The organism is Rhizobium aethiopicum (assembly GCF_900094625.1).
Lineage (GTDB): Bacteria > Pseudomonadota > Alphaproteobacteria > Rhizobiales > Rhizobiaceae > Rhizobium > Rhizobium aethiopicum.
The window spans coordinates 1-17,200 of sequence record NZ_FMAJ01000004.1 but is presented as its reverse complement, the minus strand read 5'-3'; the positions used below and the strand labels follow the sequence as shown (position 1 = coordinate 17,200).

At 57.2% G+C, this 17,200-nt stretch carries 9 protein-coding genes and 2 pseudogenes; 10 read left to right on the top strand and 1 reads right to left on the bottom strand.

Annotated features, from left to right (window positions below):
• Positions 1-8: 8 nt before the first annotated feature.
• The 9 genes from GA0061105_RS09860 (at position 9) to GA0061105_RS09790 (ending at position 16,076) form a co-directional block, all read left to right on the top strand.
• Entirely contained in the window at positions 9-863 is an 855-nt protein-coding gene (locus GA0061105_RS09860; protein WP_092749792.1) for a multiubiquitin domain-containing protein, read from the top strand.
• Positions 860-2,269 carry a ThiF family adenylyltransferase gene (locus GA0061105_RS09855; RefSeq protein WP_092749791.1) on the top strand — a complete coding sequence of 470 codons (1,410 nt, stop codon included), beginning with the start codon at positions 860-862 and terminating at the stop codon, positions 2,267-2,269. Before GA0061105_RS09860 ends, GA0061105_RS09855 begins: the two co-directional genes overlap by 4 nt.
• Complete coding sequence (locus GA0061105_RS33295) at positions 2,266-2,637, top strand: ubiquitination-like system serine protease family protein (RefSeq protein ID WP_342587644.1); 372 nt, start codon at positions 2,266-2,268, stop codon at positions 2,635-2,637. Before GA0061105_RS09855 ends, GA0061105_RS33295 begins: the two co-directional genes overlap by 4 nt.
• A 382-nt stretch (positions 2,638-3,019) precedes the next feature.
• A complete protein-coding gene (locus GA0061105_RS09840; RefSeq protein ID WP_092749787.1) occupies positions 3,020-4,063 on the top strand; it encodes a M48 family metalloprotease in 1,044 nt (347 codons plus the stop codon).
• A complete protein-coding gene (dcd, locus tag GA0061105_RS09835) occupies positions 4,060-4,665 on the top strand; it encodes a dCTP deaminase (protein ID WP_092749785.1) in 606 nt (201 codons plus the stop codon). Before GA0061105_RS09840 ends, dcd begins: the two co-directional genes overlap by 4 nt.
• A gap of 1,391 nt (positions 4,666-6,056) precedes the next feature.
• Positions 6,057-10,985 carry an nSTAND1 domain-containing NTPase gene (locus GA0061105_RS09815; RefSeq protein WP_092749777.1) on the top strand — a complete coding sequence of 1,643 codons (4,929 nt, stop codon included), beginning with the start codon at positions 6,057-6,059 and terminating at the stop codon, positions 10,983-10,985.
• Positions 10,986-11,252: 267 nt separating this feature from the next.
• Positions 11,253-12,371, top strand: coding sequence for a patatin-like phospholipase family protein (locus GA0061105_RS09810; RefSeq protein ID WP_092749775.1), 1,119 nt, complete (start codon positions 11,253-11,255; stop codon positions 12,369-12,371).
• Complete coding sequence (locus GA0061105_RS32360) at positions 12,368-14,980, top strand: caspase family protein (protein WP_141130189.1); 2,613 nt, start codon at positions 12,368-12,370, stop codon at positions 14,978-14,980. The genes GA0061105_RS09810 and GA0061105_RS32360 overlap by 4 nt, the downstream gene beginning before the upstream one ends.
• A 10-nt stretch (positions 14,981-14,990) precedes the next feature.
• Complete coding sequence (locus GA0061105_RS09790; RefSeq protein WP_245304247.1) at positions 14,991-16,076, top strand: ComEC/Rec2 family competence protein; 1,086 nt, start codon at positions 14,991-14,993, stop codon at positions 16,074-16,076.
• A 58-nt stretch (positions 16,077-16,134) separates the two neighbouring features.
• Here GA0061105_RS09790 and GA0061105_RS09785 read toward each other — a convergent pair.
• Positions 16,135-16,537: pseudogene (locus tag GA0061105_RS09785) on the bottom strand (Tn3 family transposase); the annotation flags it as partial.
• Between the two features lie 356 nt (positions 16,538-16,893).
• Here GA0061105_RS09785 and GA0061105_RS09780 point away from each other — a divergent pair.
• Positions 16,894-17,106, top strand: a pseudogene (locus tag GA0061105_RS09780) (helix-turn-helix domain-containing protein); the annotation flags it as partial.
• Positions 17,107-17,200 lie beyond the last annotated feature (94 nt).

Genomic DNA, 17,200 nt, shown 5'->3' with positions numbered 1-17,200 from the left:
ATCCACGCATGACTGACAATATCCAACAGCGCCGTCACACCTTCGAGGTCAAGATCGACGGCAATCCCTTTACCTTTGATGATGCGATCGTTATCGGCGCTCAGATTCTTCAGAAGGCAAAGCTCTTCCCGACGGACGAATTCCTCCTGTTTCAGGAGCTCGAGGACGGTCAGCTCGAAGAGATCCGGCCGGATGAGAGCGTCGATCTGCATCGCGACGGCCGGGAGCAGTTCATCACCTTCAAGAGCGATCGTTCGTTCCGCTTCGTGCTCGATGGCCGGAAGTTCGAATGGGGCCTGCCTTTCATCACCGGTCTTCAGTTGAAGCGGCTTGCTGGCGTCGACCCAAACTCTTACGGCGTCTGGCTTTCGCAGCGCGTCGGCGATGACAAGCTGATCGGCAACAAGGAGAAGGTCGACCTCCAGGGGGGTGGCACCGAGCGCTTCTTCACCGGTATCGACACCACCACCGAAGGCGCGGGAGCAGCAGTGCTCCCGCCCGAGGACCGCGATTACCTTCGCGAACAGGGTATTGAATACGAAGAGGTGATTGAAGGCGCGACAAAAGCCGTGGTGCTGAAGGGCTGGAGCCTGCCGCCGGCGCGCTTCGATGCGGGTGCTGCAGACATTCTCATCCTACTGCCGCCCGCCTATCCCGATTGTGCCCCCGACATGTTTTACCTGATGCCCTGGGTCCGCCTTGCGGCCAGCCAGCGCTATCCCACGGCCGCCGATCAGCCCCATGCCTATGCCGGTAAGACCTGGCAACGCTGGTCGCGCCACAACAATGCATGGCGCCCTGGCGTCGACGGCATCTGGACGATGGTGCGCCGTATCGAACGCGCGTTGGAGATCGCAGCATGAGAGCCGACCTCGCAATCAACGAACTGCATCTCGGCGTGCTTCGCGCCGAGCTCTGCCGCTTTGACGACACAGAGCATGCAGCCTACGTCCTCTTCGGACTTTCCCGCATCGAGCAAGATCCGTTCGATGGGCAGCCGCGGCTTCGCCTGATGGTCAAGGACGTGCTTCGGGTAGCAGACGACGAGATCAAGTCTGCGGACCACCAGCACATCTCGTGGAGCACCAAGCGTTTCGTGGAGCTTCTGGCCCGCGCCGACCGTGAAGGCCTCCATGTGGGCATCGCCCATTCCCATCCGCGCGGTCCCGATCATTTCTCTTCTCAGGATGATCGCAACGAGGCGGAGCTTGCCCGCCTCGCGCAAAATCGAAATGGCGAGACAGCAGTGCTGCCGAGCTTGCTTTTTGCCAACGACAAGCTCGTCGCCGGCCGCGTATGGACGTCTCCGGATATCGTCGTCAATCTCGGCTACGCTCGCACGATCGGCGGCAATTGGCACACGACATTCCTTGCCACAGAGCCCACCCTTGCCTCGCCTGCGCTTGCGCGACAGGAACTGGCGTTGGGAGCCGGCTTCAACCGTCTGATGAGCCATATGCGGATCGGCGTGGTGGGCGCCGGTGGCACGGGAAGCCCTCTTCTGCAGCAACTGCCGCGAATGGGCGCCGGGCACATCGGCATCTTCGACCCTGATCACATCGAGCACTCAAATCTCAATCGCCTTTATGGCGCCACTTGGGACGACGCGGAACGCAAGGTCAAAAAGGTCGAGGTCGCAAAGCGCGAGATCGAGAGAATGGGCCTTGGAACGCAGGTGCGGACGTATGACAGCTGGATCGGTTCAGCCGAATGCCGCGACGCGCTAAAGTCAATGGACCTGATCTTTGGCTGTACCGACGATCACGACGGCCGCCTACTGCTCAATCGACTGGCCTATTACTACCTCATCCCGGTCATCGATATTGGCCTTGCGCTTCGCGTCACCGAGCGCTTCGCAATCTCGTGCTTGGAAGCCGACGGCCGCGTGTCTGTGCTGGAGCCGGGAAGCAGCTGCCTCGTCTGCCGGCGTGTTGTCGACGCCCGGATCGCAGCAGAAGAGGCGCTGCGTCGCAACGAGCCGGAGGAATATGAACGCCGCAAGACAGAAGCCTATGTCCGCGGTGAGGGCGATCCGTCGCCCGCTGTTATTTCCTTTACAACCTCGGTCGCAACAATGGCTGTCGAGGAAATGATCCAGCGCATGAACCAGTTTCGCGGTGAAGATGGCTCCATCGCCAACCGGGTTCGCAAGTTCAATCTGGTTGAGGACTTCCGGCCCGGGGCAAAACAGGAGCCGTGCCGCATCTGCACATCCGACCGTATCCACGGCCTCGGCGATGTTCAACCATTCCTGGGGAGAGCAGGATGATATTGCGTACCTCGTTTGCCAGGATGCTTGCCTGGCTCTGTATCATCGAACGTCCGGCGTTTCTCGCTTCGACGGCGCTCGATATGCCAGGTCCTGATGAACTTCTTCCAGGCCGCGCCGTCATCGTCGGTCCAGCCGATCGGCCGAAATGGGTGACGTTTACCTGCCCGTCCGGCTGCGGGGCTCCAATCCTTCTCTCGCTCAATCAGGAACGGCGTCCGCGTTGGTCAGTCAGTTCCGACTGGCTCGGCCGGCCAAGTCTCGAGCCGTCCGTGCGCCGGACCGACGGTTGCCGTTGCCATTTCTGGATGCGCGGCGGTCGGATAGAATGGTGCAAAGATAGTGGGGATATATTACCGGAAAATTAGTATGTCTTGTTCCACTCTCAACTCTGCCGAGTTATTCTCGCTTCGATTCGGCGCGAGTTGGGGGACGATATGCTTGCAGCCATGCCATCCGAAAACAGTAGGCGATTGGAGCTATTTCGACTGGCATTGGTTCTAATCGATCGCGGGAACAGCCCAGTTTCCAATCCTTTATCGCTCCACTTTGACTGTGTATTGCACCAAGCGAGACTACTTTCTGACAACCCGCATGCGATCTCTCCAGATGTCACGCCGCAAGCGGTGCAGCTTGCCAACGATCTCTTGGCGTACAAGGGTCTGCGTGACGCTCTAGACGGGGTCAATTCGCTCGACGATGTCAGCCAAGCCGTTGCTCATAAGGTGCTCCGAAATTTGGAGCCGAGAATTGCATCCGCGGACTGATCTTGCACTACTGGCCGAAAGCCTGACACAGCTCTCCAAGACACCCTATTTCAATCGCGCGATTGAAAAACATGCTAACGCGCTGATCGATGTCATCAAACACGCGCTTGAGGTGTCGCCGGCCTACGATGAAGAAATCCTCCGGTCTTTTACGGAGAAGGTCTGGACCTGTCATCGCTATCTTCAAGGTTCAACGACGAAAGAGGCGCCCTACGAGATTGAATATTGCATGCGCCACGCGATCAACGAATGGTTGCCAGGCAAGTGCATCATCACGACCGCTCTGACCGACGAAAAGGACTTCCATCTCAAACCGGGGGACCCTTGGGAGTTTGTGGCGACTGCAATGGACCGCTATCAAGGGAAATTGCCTGAGGAGAAGCTCATCTTCATCGGCGTTCCCCGAATCTACAAGCACATGCCGCTCTTTTGTGCGGCACTTTATCACGAACTCGGACACTTCGTTGATCTTGCGCGCAACGTTTCTGGCTCAACCCTTCTGACGCATCCACAGCCTAAGGCCACGCCCGAAGTGCTCGAGCTTTTGCTCGTCCATCGACGCGAGCATTTCGCGGATCTTTTTGCAGCTTGTTATGTCGGGCCGGTGATCATTGATACGCTCTACGCGATCAACCCAAACGCGGAGATCAGTCTGACCCATCCTTCGACGGAGAAACGCCTCGGCACGATCCAGTCTTTCCTGGACGGCGACAAATTCGAGGAACTGGAGATGTATCAGGCCGCCTTGAAGAGCCTTGGTCTCCCAACGCTCCAGTCCCGTTATGCTGTGCCTCCGTTAGAAACGGCGTTTGACGACATCCGCCCATACGCAATCTCGAACGACGAGGAACTTCACGGCATGTTTGCCGCCGGCTGGTCCTATCTTGGAAAGGTCAAATCGGGTGGCGGACCGAATTGGGCGACCGGCGGGGGCCACCTCGATGCGACCCGCATTGTGAACGACCTTGTCGAAAAGTCGATTAGAAATGCGTCCATTCGAGAGATATGGAAACGGGGAGCCGCATGATAAAAAAAGACGTTCTCGCCCGGCTCGGCAAAAACGATCCCACTGGCCTATGGATTGATCCTCTTCTTGACGACGGTCAGATCGGCGATTTGACCATTGATCTCCGGCTGGGCTACGACTTTCTCGTCTCCATCGTGACCCGGCGGCCCTATATAGGCATCGCGCGGGACGACGAAAGGTTTCGCGCGATCTCGTCCTATTTCCAGCCGACTCGTCGTGAACTCGGCGAGCGGTTCATTCTCTATCCGGATCAGGTTGTACTTGCGACGACACTTGAATACATCGCGCTTCCAGGTGACTGCTATGCGGACGTCCTAACGCGGAGCAGCTACAACAGGCTTGGGATCGCGGTGAACACCATGGTCCAGCCGGGATTTCGGGGCTGTTTTTCCATCGAGCTCTTCAACCACGGCAACAATCCAATTGAGCTCGTCGTTGGAGCGAAAATGTTTCAGATGCGGCTGACCCAGTTGCCGGAGAGCATCACCTATGGTGGTTTAGAGCGGAAATATTTCGGCAATGTTCGCCCGACGCCTTCGCGGGCGGCAGACGACGAAGATTTGCAGCGCCTTCGATCTATTTCGGACAACCACCGCGAATAAGACAATGAACGGTCGCGCATTAGTTCCCCCTTTCTCGTGCTACACTTTATGATGACGGCTTGTATGACGCTGGCGAGCCCAGCCGCCGCTAGCGCTCAGACATCGCAAGAGACGGAGTTCCCAGTTCCCGTCCGCATAGTTCCGGACAAGTTGTCGTTACAAGAAGATTTACGGCAGCGTTCGGCTGCTGAACGTCACGATGCATTGGATCTCGAAGCCCAACAGCGTTCGGCGATTGCTACGGAAAGGTCCGCTACCGCGAGCGAAACGCAGTTGTGGATCGGGTGGCTCCAACTTATCGTCTCGGTAATTGGCGCCTTGGGACTCGTCGTCACCCTATTGTTGACATGGGCGTCGACAAAGGCCGCTGCAGCAGCAGCGAAAGCTGCTCTTAATGCCAACCAGCTAGCGCGAGAGAACTTCATCCTTGATCAACGGCCATGGATCAGGCTGGAGCGCCCCGTCATACAGCTTGCAGAACATCGGGGCACTTTCGCAATCCAGTTCAGCGTTGAAGCCGCCAATCTGGGAAAAACACCTGCGAAGGAAACCGAACTCCATCTTCAAATTTCGTTCGGAAAGATAGTGACCCCAAGCGTCGAGGGCGTAGAAGTTAATGCGCACTCAGTTGCCAATCCCGGAACGTGGCGCAACTCACATAAGATCGTATTTCCGATACCTTCGAGCGTAGTTTTCAGGTTTCGAACGGTGCCTACAACGAGTGGCGGGTCCGTGAGTCAGACGTTGTCGGGATTTATTTCGAGAATAACGACGCTATGATATATGCTAAGAAACAGAAATTATGACTGATCCGGACACTGGAATTCCGCTCTCGCAAGAGATCTGTATGCAGTCGATCCCACTCTCCGAGTTGCACGATGCTTTTCCGGATCTGCCAGTTTACACCCGCAGCGGCGATATTATAATCGCGACGAGAATCCCGAGCTCGGTCATCTACCCATGGCACCTAAGTGGCGCGTGCGGTTGATAGCGTTCTCTTTAGCCTACAGCCAGCTATGTCTTCGCCCGTGCTTTGCGGCGGCTCTGTCACTCCGGCTTCCAGGACCGAACGCTCTGCAACCGGCCCCATACCGGCCATTCCCGAGAGCAAGCAGCTGCCCGTGCAGGGAGATTCGGCGCGAAAATATCGGCCAAACGACGGGGTCGGCGGTTCGATTCCGCTCAAGAGCCTCGCTAGCGCGGACAATGATATCCATCTCGATGGTTTGCTTCCAGCGACGGCCTTCAGGCCCTTAACCGATGAGGTTCGAGCTGCCAGCAACCACGACAACCTTGCAACTTTGTCTTATGCGTTTATCGTCTGAAGTGCTTTCGGTTGTGCAGCTCGAAGGGAACGGGCGCGCCGCTGCTGTTTCATTGATTTCGGAATAATGGGGGATGTGGTGGAGGGCTTTCGCCGAAGTGTAGCGATTCTCGTGGCGATTGACCGCTACGAAAATGGCGTGCCTCCACTTAGGACACCGGTCGGCGATGCAGACGAACTTGCGAAGGTGCTTTCCGAGGAGCACTTCTTCGAAACTGAAATCATCGTGAACGAGGAGGCGAAAGCGGAGAGCCTACGCGCTCGGCTTCTCGCGCTTCAGTCGCAGATATCCGAAGACGACAGGGTGGTCTTCTACTTCGCGGGGCATGGTATCGCACTGGAAGGCGACAGCGGACCAGAAGGCTACATACTTCCACAAGATGCCAAGCACGACGAACGCCAAACCTTTATTTCTATGGTGGAATTGCAAAGCGCCCTATTAGCGTTGCCATGTCGGCATATGCTAGTGGTACTAGACTGTTGCTTCGCTGGCGCTTTCCGTTGGGCTAACACTCGTCAAGTCGCGCCAGCAGCAGCACAACTTCACAAGGAACGTTTTCGATGGTTCGTTCAAGACGCCGCCTGGCAGGCCATCGCCTCAGCAGCGCATGACGAGGAAGCAATCGACATTGCCGGCGCCAAGCCCCTGGGCAAACGCGACGATAACCATGCTCACTCTCCTTTCGCCGCAGCTCTGATCCGCGGGTTAAGGGGCGCGGCCGATCTTCCGGCAGGCGCCGCCGCTGGAGACGGCGTTATTACGGCGACCGAGCTATACCTTTACATCGAAGCAGAGTTACGCCCGGACGGTCAGCGAAAATCTAAACAAACTCCGATTCTGTGGCCCTTGCAAAAGCACGACAAAGGGCAGTTTGTGTTTTTGGCACCGAAAACCGAATTATCGCTTCCGGACGCGCCACCCCTCGATGAAAAAACCAATCCGTGGCGAGGCCTGACGCCTTACGACGCCGAGCATCATGATCTCTTCTATGGGAGGGGAGAGGTCAGCAAAAGCCTCGTCGAATTTGTCCTGAGTAAGCATCTGGTGGTGGTGACCGGTCCATCAGGCATAGGGAAGTCCAGCCTGGTCCGAGCAGGACTGGTACCGCGGCTGAGGAGCGATCATCGCTTTCAAAATAAGCTCACTGATCCCATCATTGTTCGACCGGGTCCTGACCCTTTCCAAAGCCTGGCAAGGGCCCTCCGGAGCGCCACTTCAGAAGAAACTTACACGCCCGATGGGCGGGTGCTGAGATCGGACCCGGCCGCGCTTAAGAATTGGGTAGAATCGCTCTCTGGCGTTGGCGAGGTTTTTTTGGTGATCGATCAAGCGGAGGAACTGATCACCATGAGCCACGACGGCGCTGTGATGCGGGATTACTTGACGCTGATTGAACGAGCGATTGTTGGAGACAGCGGCGTTGGGCTTCGAGCGCTCATAACGGTGCGGTCCGAGTACGAACCGCAGTTCGCGCAATCGCCATTGAACGACGGTTGGGCGCAAGCACGCTTTCTTGTGCCCCCTATGACGCAAGATGAACTGCGCCGGGTCATCGAAGGACCGGCGGCGGTCAAAGTGATGCGGTTCGAATCGAGTGATCTGGTCGAGCAGCTCGTCAACGAAGTTGTACAAATGCCCGGCGCATTGCCGCTTCTCTCTTTTGCGTTGAGCCAAATGTACCTCAATTATCTTCGGCGCCGGAGCAGCGACAGAGCCCTGACCGCGGCGGACTACGAGGCCCTCCAGGGTGGTGTAGTCGGATCATTGAAGGCCCGGGCGAACGACTTGGTCGGCGCGTGGGATGACGCGCACAAGCGCACGGTCCGTAGACTACTCAAGAGGCTGTTGACGCTTGGGACCGGCGAGCAACTAGCCGAAAATAGTCTCGCTTCAGAAGATCCGGCGGACCGCGCCCGCATCGACAGAATCATCTCGCTGATGGGAGATGCCGGACTAGTCGTCATACGGAATGACGGTCACCAGCGATCCCTACAACTTGGCGCTCGGTTATCGTCTCGCCATCTCGACCATCTGATGCAGCAGGCCGAGCGCGCTTTCCATTGGTACCAGGAGAGTGCGCGGAGGGTTCTGGAGCGCTTCGTTTCTGTTGATGTTGGCCAGTTTGCGAGACGAAGGGTACCGCGGCGGGAATTTGTCGTCAGTGATTCAGCTGAACAAGTCAGGGTCGACAAAATCCTTGACGAGTTCGACTCGGCACGGTTGATTGTCAGCGACAAGATTGATGACGAGCCGTTTCTCGAATTGGCGCATGATGCTTTGATTCTCGGCTGGGACCGGCTGCTGTCATGGGTGCGAGGTGACGCGCTGCTGATTGCCGACCTTCGTCGCCTTACCTCTGACGCTGCGACCTGGATCATGGCGCCAAAGGAGCAGACCGGGCGACTTTGGTCGGATCCCGCGCGTCTTTCCGGGCTGAAGACGTTGACTGCCTCGGCCGCGCCAGGCCTCAATCTGGAAGAGACGCGGTTCGCCTTAGCGAGTTTCAAGAGAGCGCGGCGGAACCAGATCATACGCTGGTCAACGATATGCATTTTGATCGCGCTGACAATCGGACTAGCTTTTTTGGCCTGGTTCGCAGACGACCGTCGACAGCTTGCTGAGGTGCGTGCGCGTGAGGCCAAGAGCCAGCAGCTCGCCGCTGAAGCGAGCGTGCGCAACGTCGGCGACATCGGCGTCCCTGAAGAGTCCGTCATCCTCGCACTTCATAGCCTGTCGCTTCGATATTCGCCGCAAGGGTTCAACGCGTTGATGGAGGCGCTTGATTTTCTCCCAAACGCTTCAGGCAAGGTCGACATAGCCAGCCCGCCGCAACAATTGCGCTTTATTGACAGCGGGCAGCTCCTGGTCGGGGTGAGAGACACGATTGTTGATGTGATCGATGCGAAGACGAACCGACGGAAGAAGGAGTTGCCGCACAAGGGCCGTGTCTTACAGACGTTCTTCAGCCCGCCTTCAGGACAGCTCTTGACCATTGGCAGCAGGTCGGTCTCCGTCTGGGACATCAAAGAACTATCGTTCGTCAGGACTATCGAATTCGATAAAGAAATTACCGGCGTATCTATGTCGCCAGACGCCCTAGATATCGCCGTCGGTTTTAGTGGGGGGGCTATTACGATCATTTCCTGCGACAATCTAGACGAACGTTGGCAGCTTAAGGTTTCCTCGAGTCCGCGGTCGATCAGCTTCCTCGACACCAACCGCATCGCCGTGGCTGTCGAAAACCCAAAAGGCGAAAGTGCCTTGGCAACCAGTGATATTCCCGCATTCGCCGGCATACAGAGTGTCTTTGAAGACACGAGATCGAATGTGTTTGTCTTGAATTTCCGACAAAATACCTGGGAAAAAAAATTGCCGGTCGAGGCTGCCGCGTCGGTCTTGGAAACCAGCCCGGACGGCACCATGCTAGCCGTCGGCCTTACTAACGGGAAGGTCAATCTTTTCAACAGCGTCGATTGGGCCAATATCGGCGAAGTGGCACAAAGGGCGCGTGTCGTGAGGTCGATGCGATTCCTGACGGATGATATTCTCGCCATCGCCAGCCAGAGCGGAGTTATAACCCTTTACTCAGTTGCGGCCAGGAAGGTGTTCCAGACTCTGCCGCACAGCGGCCTCGTTCGCGACATGGCAGTCGACGGCAAACGTCAACACATATTGTCGCTGTCGGCCGATGGGATTGCGTATGGATGGAACCTTGCCGCAAACTCCATGCTCGTCACGAAGCGCGGAAGGACCGAGCGATTTCGATTCAGGGGTGTTGGTGCAGTTCGTTCCATTGCACTGGACACCGACACCGGAATGGTTGCCATGGGGGATGCCGGCGGAAATGTTTATTTCGCCTCATTCGATGCCAAGTCACCGTTCGAGGCGGTCAACACAGTGCTAGGCGGCCTGGGGAGTGCTTTGGCGCTGGACAAGACGAGATCGATTGCGGCGTTCGCGACCAACGCTTTCAATAAGGTAGTCGCGTGGCCGGCGGGATCCGAAAAAGCAAGCTGGATTGGCCTGCCGAGCATTAATGGGCAAGCCAATATAGGCGCTTCGTACGATATGGATCTGGAGGCTGACGGGAGCCTGGCTCTTACCGCAAATGGAAATGGACTATACATACGCTCGACAGCGTCGCCTAGCACCGCGCAGAAATTGGAAGGTGGGCCTGTGGCCAATGATTGGGTCTACGCTCGATTCCAAGGCGGGGGGGCAAATATCGTGGGCGCGACCACCGACACAGTGGCGATCTGGCGCGAGAAAAACGGTGATTACCAGCCTGTCACCTCCTATCCGGCCGACGACACAATTTTTGCTATCGCGGGTCACCCCACGCGGCCATTCTTTTTTACCGCCGGCAATACGCTCTCGATTAGAAAGATAGCGGATGGCACGGAAATAGGAAAGCGGGACCTCGGGGACACGATCGAAGCGATCGGGCTTGATCAATCCGGCGAATGCATTGCGGTGGGAACGGCGTCGGGCCGAGTTGTTCTTTTGCGGGGAGCTGATTGGGATGAGCGCCTCGAATTAGGTCACCATGAGGAGGCGGTCACATACCTAGCCGTTTCATCAAATTGTCAGTTCATCGCTTCGGTCAGCGGAAAAATTGATCGATCCGTGGTAATGCAAGGAGATCAATCGCTGCGCTTGTGGAGCGTGAGCGAACACAGGGAACTTCTCCGTTTGCCGGTCGCAACACCTGCCGCTGTTCAATTCGATGCACAAGACGATCTCGCCCTGCTTGAGGAGGGCCGGCTCTTTCGCGTGAATTGGAGTGTGCCAGGACTTATCGCTCGTGCATGCGGGAGCGTGCAGCAAGATCTTTCCCCCGAGATACGGGCACAATTTGATCTGCCGCCGAGCATATGCCAAGCCGGCAGCAACGACGCAGCTATAACCAGCCTGCCTGATAGACTTTCTCAAATAATGAATAACGTGGCCGATTGGATATTAGGGCTAACTCATTTCATAACAGAACGTCATTGACGATATTTTCATTCTCTCCCTGCGCCGTTAGCCCATCGGGAATCCGTCTTTCTATGGCGCTACTCCAACGTTACCATTTTGATTCATCCATCCTCGTTTACGCAGTCTATCGCTAGAACAAATTGCTTGTTTGCAGCGATATTTCGTAGTTATCATTAAACCCTTCGTTGCATCACATGGACCTGGGCCGGTGATCGTGGCGCATGGGGCGATCATAGACTTTGTACTAGAGTATGAGCGCGGTCGCCAAAGAGCGAGGAAAAGCGGATGCCGGAACCAAGGACTGTCGAGACCGATAGAAAGACTCCCGCGCTTGCCCTTTCGGGCGGTGGGTTCCGGGCAACACTGTTTCACTGCGGTGCGCTTTTACGATTAAACGAGCTCGGTTACCTATCGCGGATCACCCGGATTTCCAGCGTGTCGGGGGGATCGATTGCGAGTGGTATGTTGGCGGCCGCCTGGCCGCGGCTCAGATTCGAGAACGGCGTCGCGGTAAACCTCACGCAAGAGGTAGTCGAGCCGTTGCGTGCCTTTTGCCGACGCTCCATCGATACAATGGCGGTCGGATGGGGGAGCGTCCTGCCTGGTCAGTCGATCGGTGACGTCCTAGCCAATGCTTATGACGATATGTTCAACGGTATCAGTCTGCAGGATCTCCCGGATAGCCCGCAGTTTATCTTCAACGCCACGAATCTCCAGACGGGGCGGCTGGTGCGGATGGAGAAGCGGCAGCTGGCGGATTACACCATCGGGAAAATCGCGCGCCCGCACATTCGGCTGGCCGTAGCGGTCGCCGCCTCCAGCGCGTTTCCACCGATCCTGTCTCCGGTCGAGATAGACCTCGACCCGGTCGCGTGGGAGGCGCTTGACGGTACGGTTCACACCGGTGATCTCCAGTTTACACAGCGACTGGCACTTACCGACGGCGGCGTCTACGATAATTTGGGCCTGGAGACGGTCGACGACTTCGACCCGGTCATCGTCAGCGATGCAGGCGCGCCATTTGGGACTGAGGAGACGGCAAGTGCGCTTTGGCCCAAACAGGCGTTGCGGGCTCTAGACATTGCTACGGACCAAGCGAGGGGGCTGCGCAAACGTCTATTATTTGCGCAGACGCGGGCAACGGGGCGAAAGACGGTGTTTGCCGGCATCGAGGGTGACTTGCGGGAATATTCCGCGCCGCAGGTACTCGGCGCCGCCCCGGGCATAATTGCCTGGATGGCCGCACTGCGAACGCGTCTCGACCCATTTTCGGAACGTGAACAGGGCCGTCTAATCAACTGGGGTTGGCTGATGATGGATGTGGCCTTGCGGAGTTATCTGGCGCCAGACGTGCCGCCGCCCGATACTTTTCCCATTCCGACTGAAAGCTTGGCAGATCCATGATCCTTGCTGCGGACGACCCAGGCCGTCCGGTCGGCCTTGTGTATCGGGACGATGTCGTCCCCGACGGCCCTGCGACCCATGCGCTGATTATTGGCGTTGGCGCTTATCGCTCAGCGCGGTTCAAGAGACCGCTGACGACAACTACGGTTTCTGCCCGCGCCCTTGCCGACTGGTTCGTTGATGGAGGTGAGCTGGGTTTCGATAATCCGGATTGCCCTCTTGCCAGTGTCGCGCTTTTATTATCCGAACCGACCCCGGAAAACGAAGCCCGCCAAGCGACGTACGGCGAGGGTCCTGTGCCCCGTGCAGATTTTCCCAATGTACAGGCGGCCGTACGGGCGTGGGTAGAACGGATCAGCTCCCATAAAGATAATCTCGCCATCCTCTACGTCGCAAGCCACGGCGAAAGCTTCTACGGCAGCACCGCTTTTCTTCTGGAGGATTTTGATACCGACCCTCTCGATGTGACGGCGGGCATGTGCGAGATAGAGCAGTTGGTGGGCGCATTGGAAAATGCCGTTCCGATTCATCAACTGCTGCTTTTCGACTGCTGCCGCACCCCGACCGATGCGCGGTTGCCCCTGGTGGGCACCTTTGGCACGAAAATTATCAACCTCGTCCGGCGCGAGGATGATCATGGTGAAAATCGCAAGCAATCCGTCATAACGTCCACCTCCTTAGGAGAGGTAGCGATTGGGCGTACGAACAAGACGACGCTTTTCGCGGAAGCACTGATGACCGCTCTTGCAGGTGTAGCTGGAGAGCGCGCGAATGCGAAATGGCGGGTCCAGCCCGGAAATCTCGCAGATAAAATTGCTCTTCTCATGTCCCTGCAGAGGGTCGCAGGGGAAAAGGCCCAACTTCCAAATAGCCGACTAGCCGGTAATTTTCCGATCACCTATCCGCGTGATTCACGCGACGTTCCCGTCTACATCTCGTTCGACGATCCTGCTGATTGGCCAGACAGTATCATCAGTGTCGTGGTAAAGCCTGATCTCACGACCACGATTGTTGGGAAAGAAAACGAAGCGGCCTTTCGGCTGGTCAGGGTTCCGCCTTCCACAGACATTGCGGTAACGGCCAAGAATGGGGATTTGGATTTTGGTGTAATCGAGGACAAGATCGTCGCGCCAGCCTACTTCATGCAGTTTCGAAAGAAACCGCCGCCACGCGCGCAGGTGATCGGGCACCTCGATCCAGCGCGCAGTCTTGCAGGGCGAGCCGAAATTGTGATTGGCCTAGTTGGTGCAATTGACATTGAGGCTGGCGCGGTTGCTGAGATTGTACGCCGCGACGAGCCGACCAAAAATCCTAAGCAGATTACCGTTCCAATCCGCGGCACGGCTGCGGTCGATGTTGGGCCAGGCGAACATCACGTGACGCTGCGCACGCCTGACGGGAGGGTCGAGACGCGGGATGTTTCCGTAGCCAAAGACCAGATCGTCGAGATCAAGTTTGCGATGCCGGATGCGCCGCAAGACTGGCTGAAGGCCGCGGCAACGAGTGGCGCTATACGCGCCGGCTTGGGGCGAGACGAGCCAGTTGTCGCCGTTCCTCCTCCTCCACCGCCTCCGGAAATGCCGTCCCCCTGGCGACCAAGCCTCGGCTCACGGATAAAACGACAGGCGATCGAAGCCTTGGGACGCAGCCGGATATTGCGCGATCTACTGACGAGCACAACGGGGTTGGAGCTGCCAGCGCCCGCGCTTCCCTCACCTGATGACGGTGGGTTCATGGATGATAGAGGAAGACTTAAAACGTCAGATAGGCTGCCCGATCCAATCTTTTCCAATTCTGCGTATCATGTAGATATCTCCCTCGAGCGTCGGCCACCTTCTGGCCCGATGATCGAGACAGCCGAGTGGGAAGATGACGGTCGCTTTGTTCGGCTCGATTTTGTGGAACACGCGCATTTTCGCTTCGAAGGATTTCAGGAGGCTGCTCTGTCGCGGCCGCTGTTTGCGCTGGTTGAAGGCGTGGGACGCAGGGAACTCGCCGTCATTCCCAGTCTCGGTCTTTACGGAGCCGAAACCCAAGGGAAATGGCGGCCTTATATCTTGGCGGACCGGCTCGCGCCGGAGAACGAAGCGCTGTCTACCGTCGTCGTCGAGGACACGGTGTGGGGCGGACTGCTTGGTTTTCTTGCCTCGCGCGATATGGAGGCGAGCGGAATGCTGCTCAGCAGTGCGCTTGGGACCGCCGTCGTCGATGCCATTCGCGAAAAATTGGGGAACCCGCTCGCTGCGATCGCCGGCGCACTCGTCGCGGTCGCGTCCGCCAATCCGGATCTCGAACAGAGCTGGGATCCATGGCTGACGAATATTTCGGATTGGTTTCGCGGCATTTCCGATGGACCGATCATTCTCGCACGTCGAAAATTGCTGCGCGCGCGGAACGCCGATGAAATCACAATCGTCAGACAACTCCTGTTTGAAGGCTTCAACCGCGGTGTGCCGATCTATTCGCTTTCGGCTGAATGGCTGGCACGCGGCCTCGAAAGCCTTCCGGGAGAAGACGCCGAACTGCAAAGCGCCAGGGTGGCGGCGCGCAAACTGATCGGTCGCATCGATGTCATGCAAGCTTTCACGGTCATCCGCGTCGAGCAATAAAGGAGCAAACATGTCAATCTTCCGTCTCGCGATGCATCCGGCTTCGGAGGGTGATGCGCTGATCCTGTCATGGGGACCGGAGGACCGCCCGCACCGCGCATTGATCGACCTCGGAAGGACGGGTGACTACAGGGCTTTGAAACCGCTGTTGAGCATCGTTGAAAAGTTTGACCTGTTCTGCCTTACGCATATCGACGCCGACCATATCGAAGGCGCCCTACCGCTGTTCAAGGAGGCAAAATTGCCTTTCACCGCCGAACGGTTGTGGTTCAATGCGCATGCGCAGCTGGTGGCAGCCAATGACCGCTTACCACCACTCGGGCGCGAGGCACTTGGCGCCGTACAGGCGGAAAAGGTGTCGGCCGGTATCGTCAAAATCGGCTGGCGCTGGAATCCCGAATTCGCAAGTTCCGTGGTTTCGATTGACAGTCCGGAAGCGGCGGAACCGATATCCCTTGATGGTGGGCTAACTCTGACTATCCTCTCACCTTCCGATCGTAAGCTGGCACAACTTCTTCCTGTGTGGGATCAGGAGCTTGCAAAGGCGGGTTTGCGAACCACCGATCCAGACGAAGTCGAACGCGCGCTCATTGACAGTCGGGAAGTGCTTGGCGATCTCAACGTCGATGTCCTCGCCGCGACGCCGTTCAAGATCGACACGACCAGACCCAACGGTGCGAGCATTGTGTTCATCGCGGAATTCGACAAAAGGCAGGTGCTGCTGGCCGCCGACTCTCACCCAGACATTATTGAAACAGCTCTACGGGGACGCGGTTATTCCGAAACGAACAAGCTGAGACTGGATTGTCTCAAGGTCTCCCATCATGGAAGCAAGGCAAACACCTCGCCCGCCCTGTTGAAAATTATCGACTGCCAGGTCTTCGCGTTCTCGACGGATGGTTCCCGACACGATCACCCTGACCGCGAAACTATCGCGCGCATCCTGAACAACGATCCAGATCGGGCAAAGACGCTGTACTTCAACTTCCGGCAGCCCAATACTGAATGTTGGGATGATGATACGTTGAAACGTCGCTGGCGCTATGAATGTGTTTTCCCCCACGAAGGCACAGAGGGCATCGAATTTGGCATTTAGGGGCCAGAACAAGAGCAGTCCTAAATCGTACGCCGCTAAGGGCGAACGGAATGAGAACTTATGCGACCCGCCGTAGCCCGGCTGGCAGAAGGAGCGATCGAAATCCGTTGGGCATCTGAGGTTCGCATCCCAGGTGTAGATGCCGGTAAGGTTGATATGCTCCCAACTGAGCGGCGAGATGTGCTTCAACAGAGTATCAGGAATATCTCGACCCGCTCGCTTCAGCTGTGTGATTGGACGGTCGAGATAGACTGTATTCCATTGGACGATCGCACTGACGACGAGGTTGAGACCAGAGGCGCTGGACAGTTTCTTGAGTATCGTAGACGGCACCACGGACCGCGCCGTGATCGACGCCGCGAGATGGAGCAGATCGTCCCAATGATCGGGATCAAACTGGCATTGATTGGCGCCCCTATGTGGTTCGACAGCGCCGGATATGCATCGGCGGATTGAGCCGTCCTCGTCGACTGGGATATCGACAAGCTTCCGGCGATCTTGATCTTTGAGAAGCTTGCGCTTTGCCATCGCCCGACTCCATTCATGACCAATCTGCGTGAAGCGTTGTCGAGTCGGGCCGGACAAATCAAAACTGGCGCATGTCGATGGCAATCCACAGAGATCGGATATTGCACATCCGATCTACCGTATCGTTCCTGTTTCGTTCGATCTTGGCGTACTATTTCGGACTGCTCTTGTTCTGACCCCTACCTCGCAATTGGACTAGAGCGGATCATTTCTTATCGGAATCGGTGCGGGATTCCCAAATCAGCAGATTTGTGATTCATGATGGATGCTGGAATGGAGGCCAGCATCGATGACGCGACCCTATTCGAATGATCTTCGCGAGCGAGTCATTGCAGCGGTTGTGGACGGTCAGAGCTGCCGGGTGGTGGCGGAGCGGTTCGACATAGCTGTCTCATCCGTGGTGAAGTGGTCGCAGCGTTATCGGGCCACCGGTAGTGTGTCGCCCGGCAAGATGGGCGGCCATCGCCGACGTGTGCTGGAGCCGCACCGCGCCTTCATCGTTGTGTTTCGGCGTGCAAATTTGACCCCCTTGGCGGGGTAATCGGCGTCCAATTTTGACCCCCCTCAGATTTCATCTGACCATCCGGCTTTTGGCG

Coding starts and splice junctions, on each gene's coding strand:
- dcd (WP_092749785.1), top strand. CDS start 4,060: ATGATAAAAAAAGACGTTCTCGCCCGGCTCGGCAAAAACGATCCCACT.
- GA0061105_RS09790 (WP_245304247.1), top strand. CDS start 14,991: ATGTCAATCTTCCGTCTCGCGATGCATCCGGCTTCGGAGGGTGATGCG.
- GA0061105_RS33295 (WP_342587644.1), top strand. CDS start 2,266: ATGATATTGCGTACCTCGTTTGCCAGGATGCTTGCCTGGCTCTGTATC.
- GA0061105_RS09810 (WP_092749775.1), top strand. CDS start 11,253: ATGCCGGAACCAAGGACTGTCGAGACCGATAGAAAGACTCCCGCGCTT.
- GA0061105_RS09860 (WP_092749792.1), top strand. CDS start 9: ATGACTGACAATATCCAACAGCGCCGTCACACCTTCGAGGTCAAGATC.
- GA0061105_RS09855 (WP_092749791.1), top strand. CDS start 860: ATGAGAGCCGACCTCGCAATCAACGAACTGCATCTCGGCGTGCTTCGC.
- GA0061105_RS32360 (WP_141130189.1), top strand. CDS start 12,368: ATGATCCTTGCTGCGGACGACCCAGGCCGTCCGGTCGGCCTTGTGTAT.
- GA0061105_RS09815 (WP_092749777.1), top strand. CDS start 6,057: ATGGGGGATGTGGTGGAGGGCTTTCGCCGAAGTGTAGCGATTCTCGTG.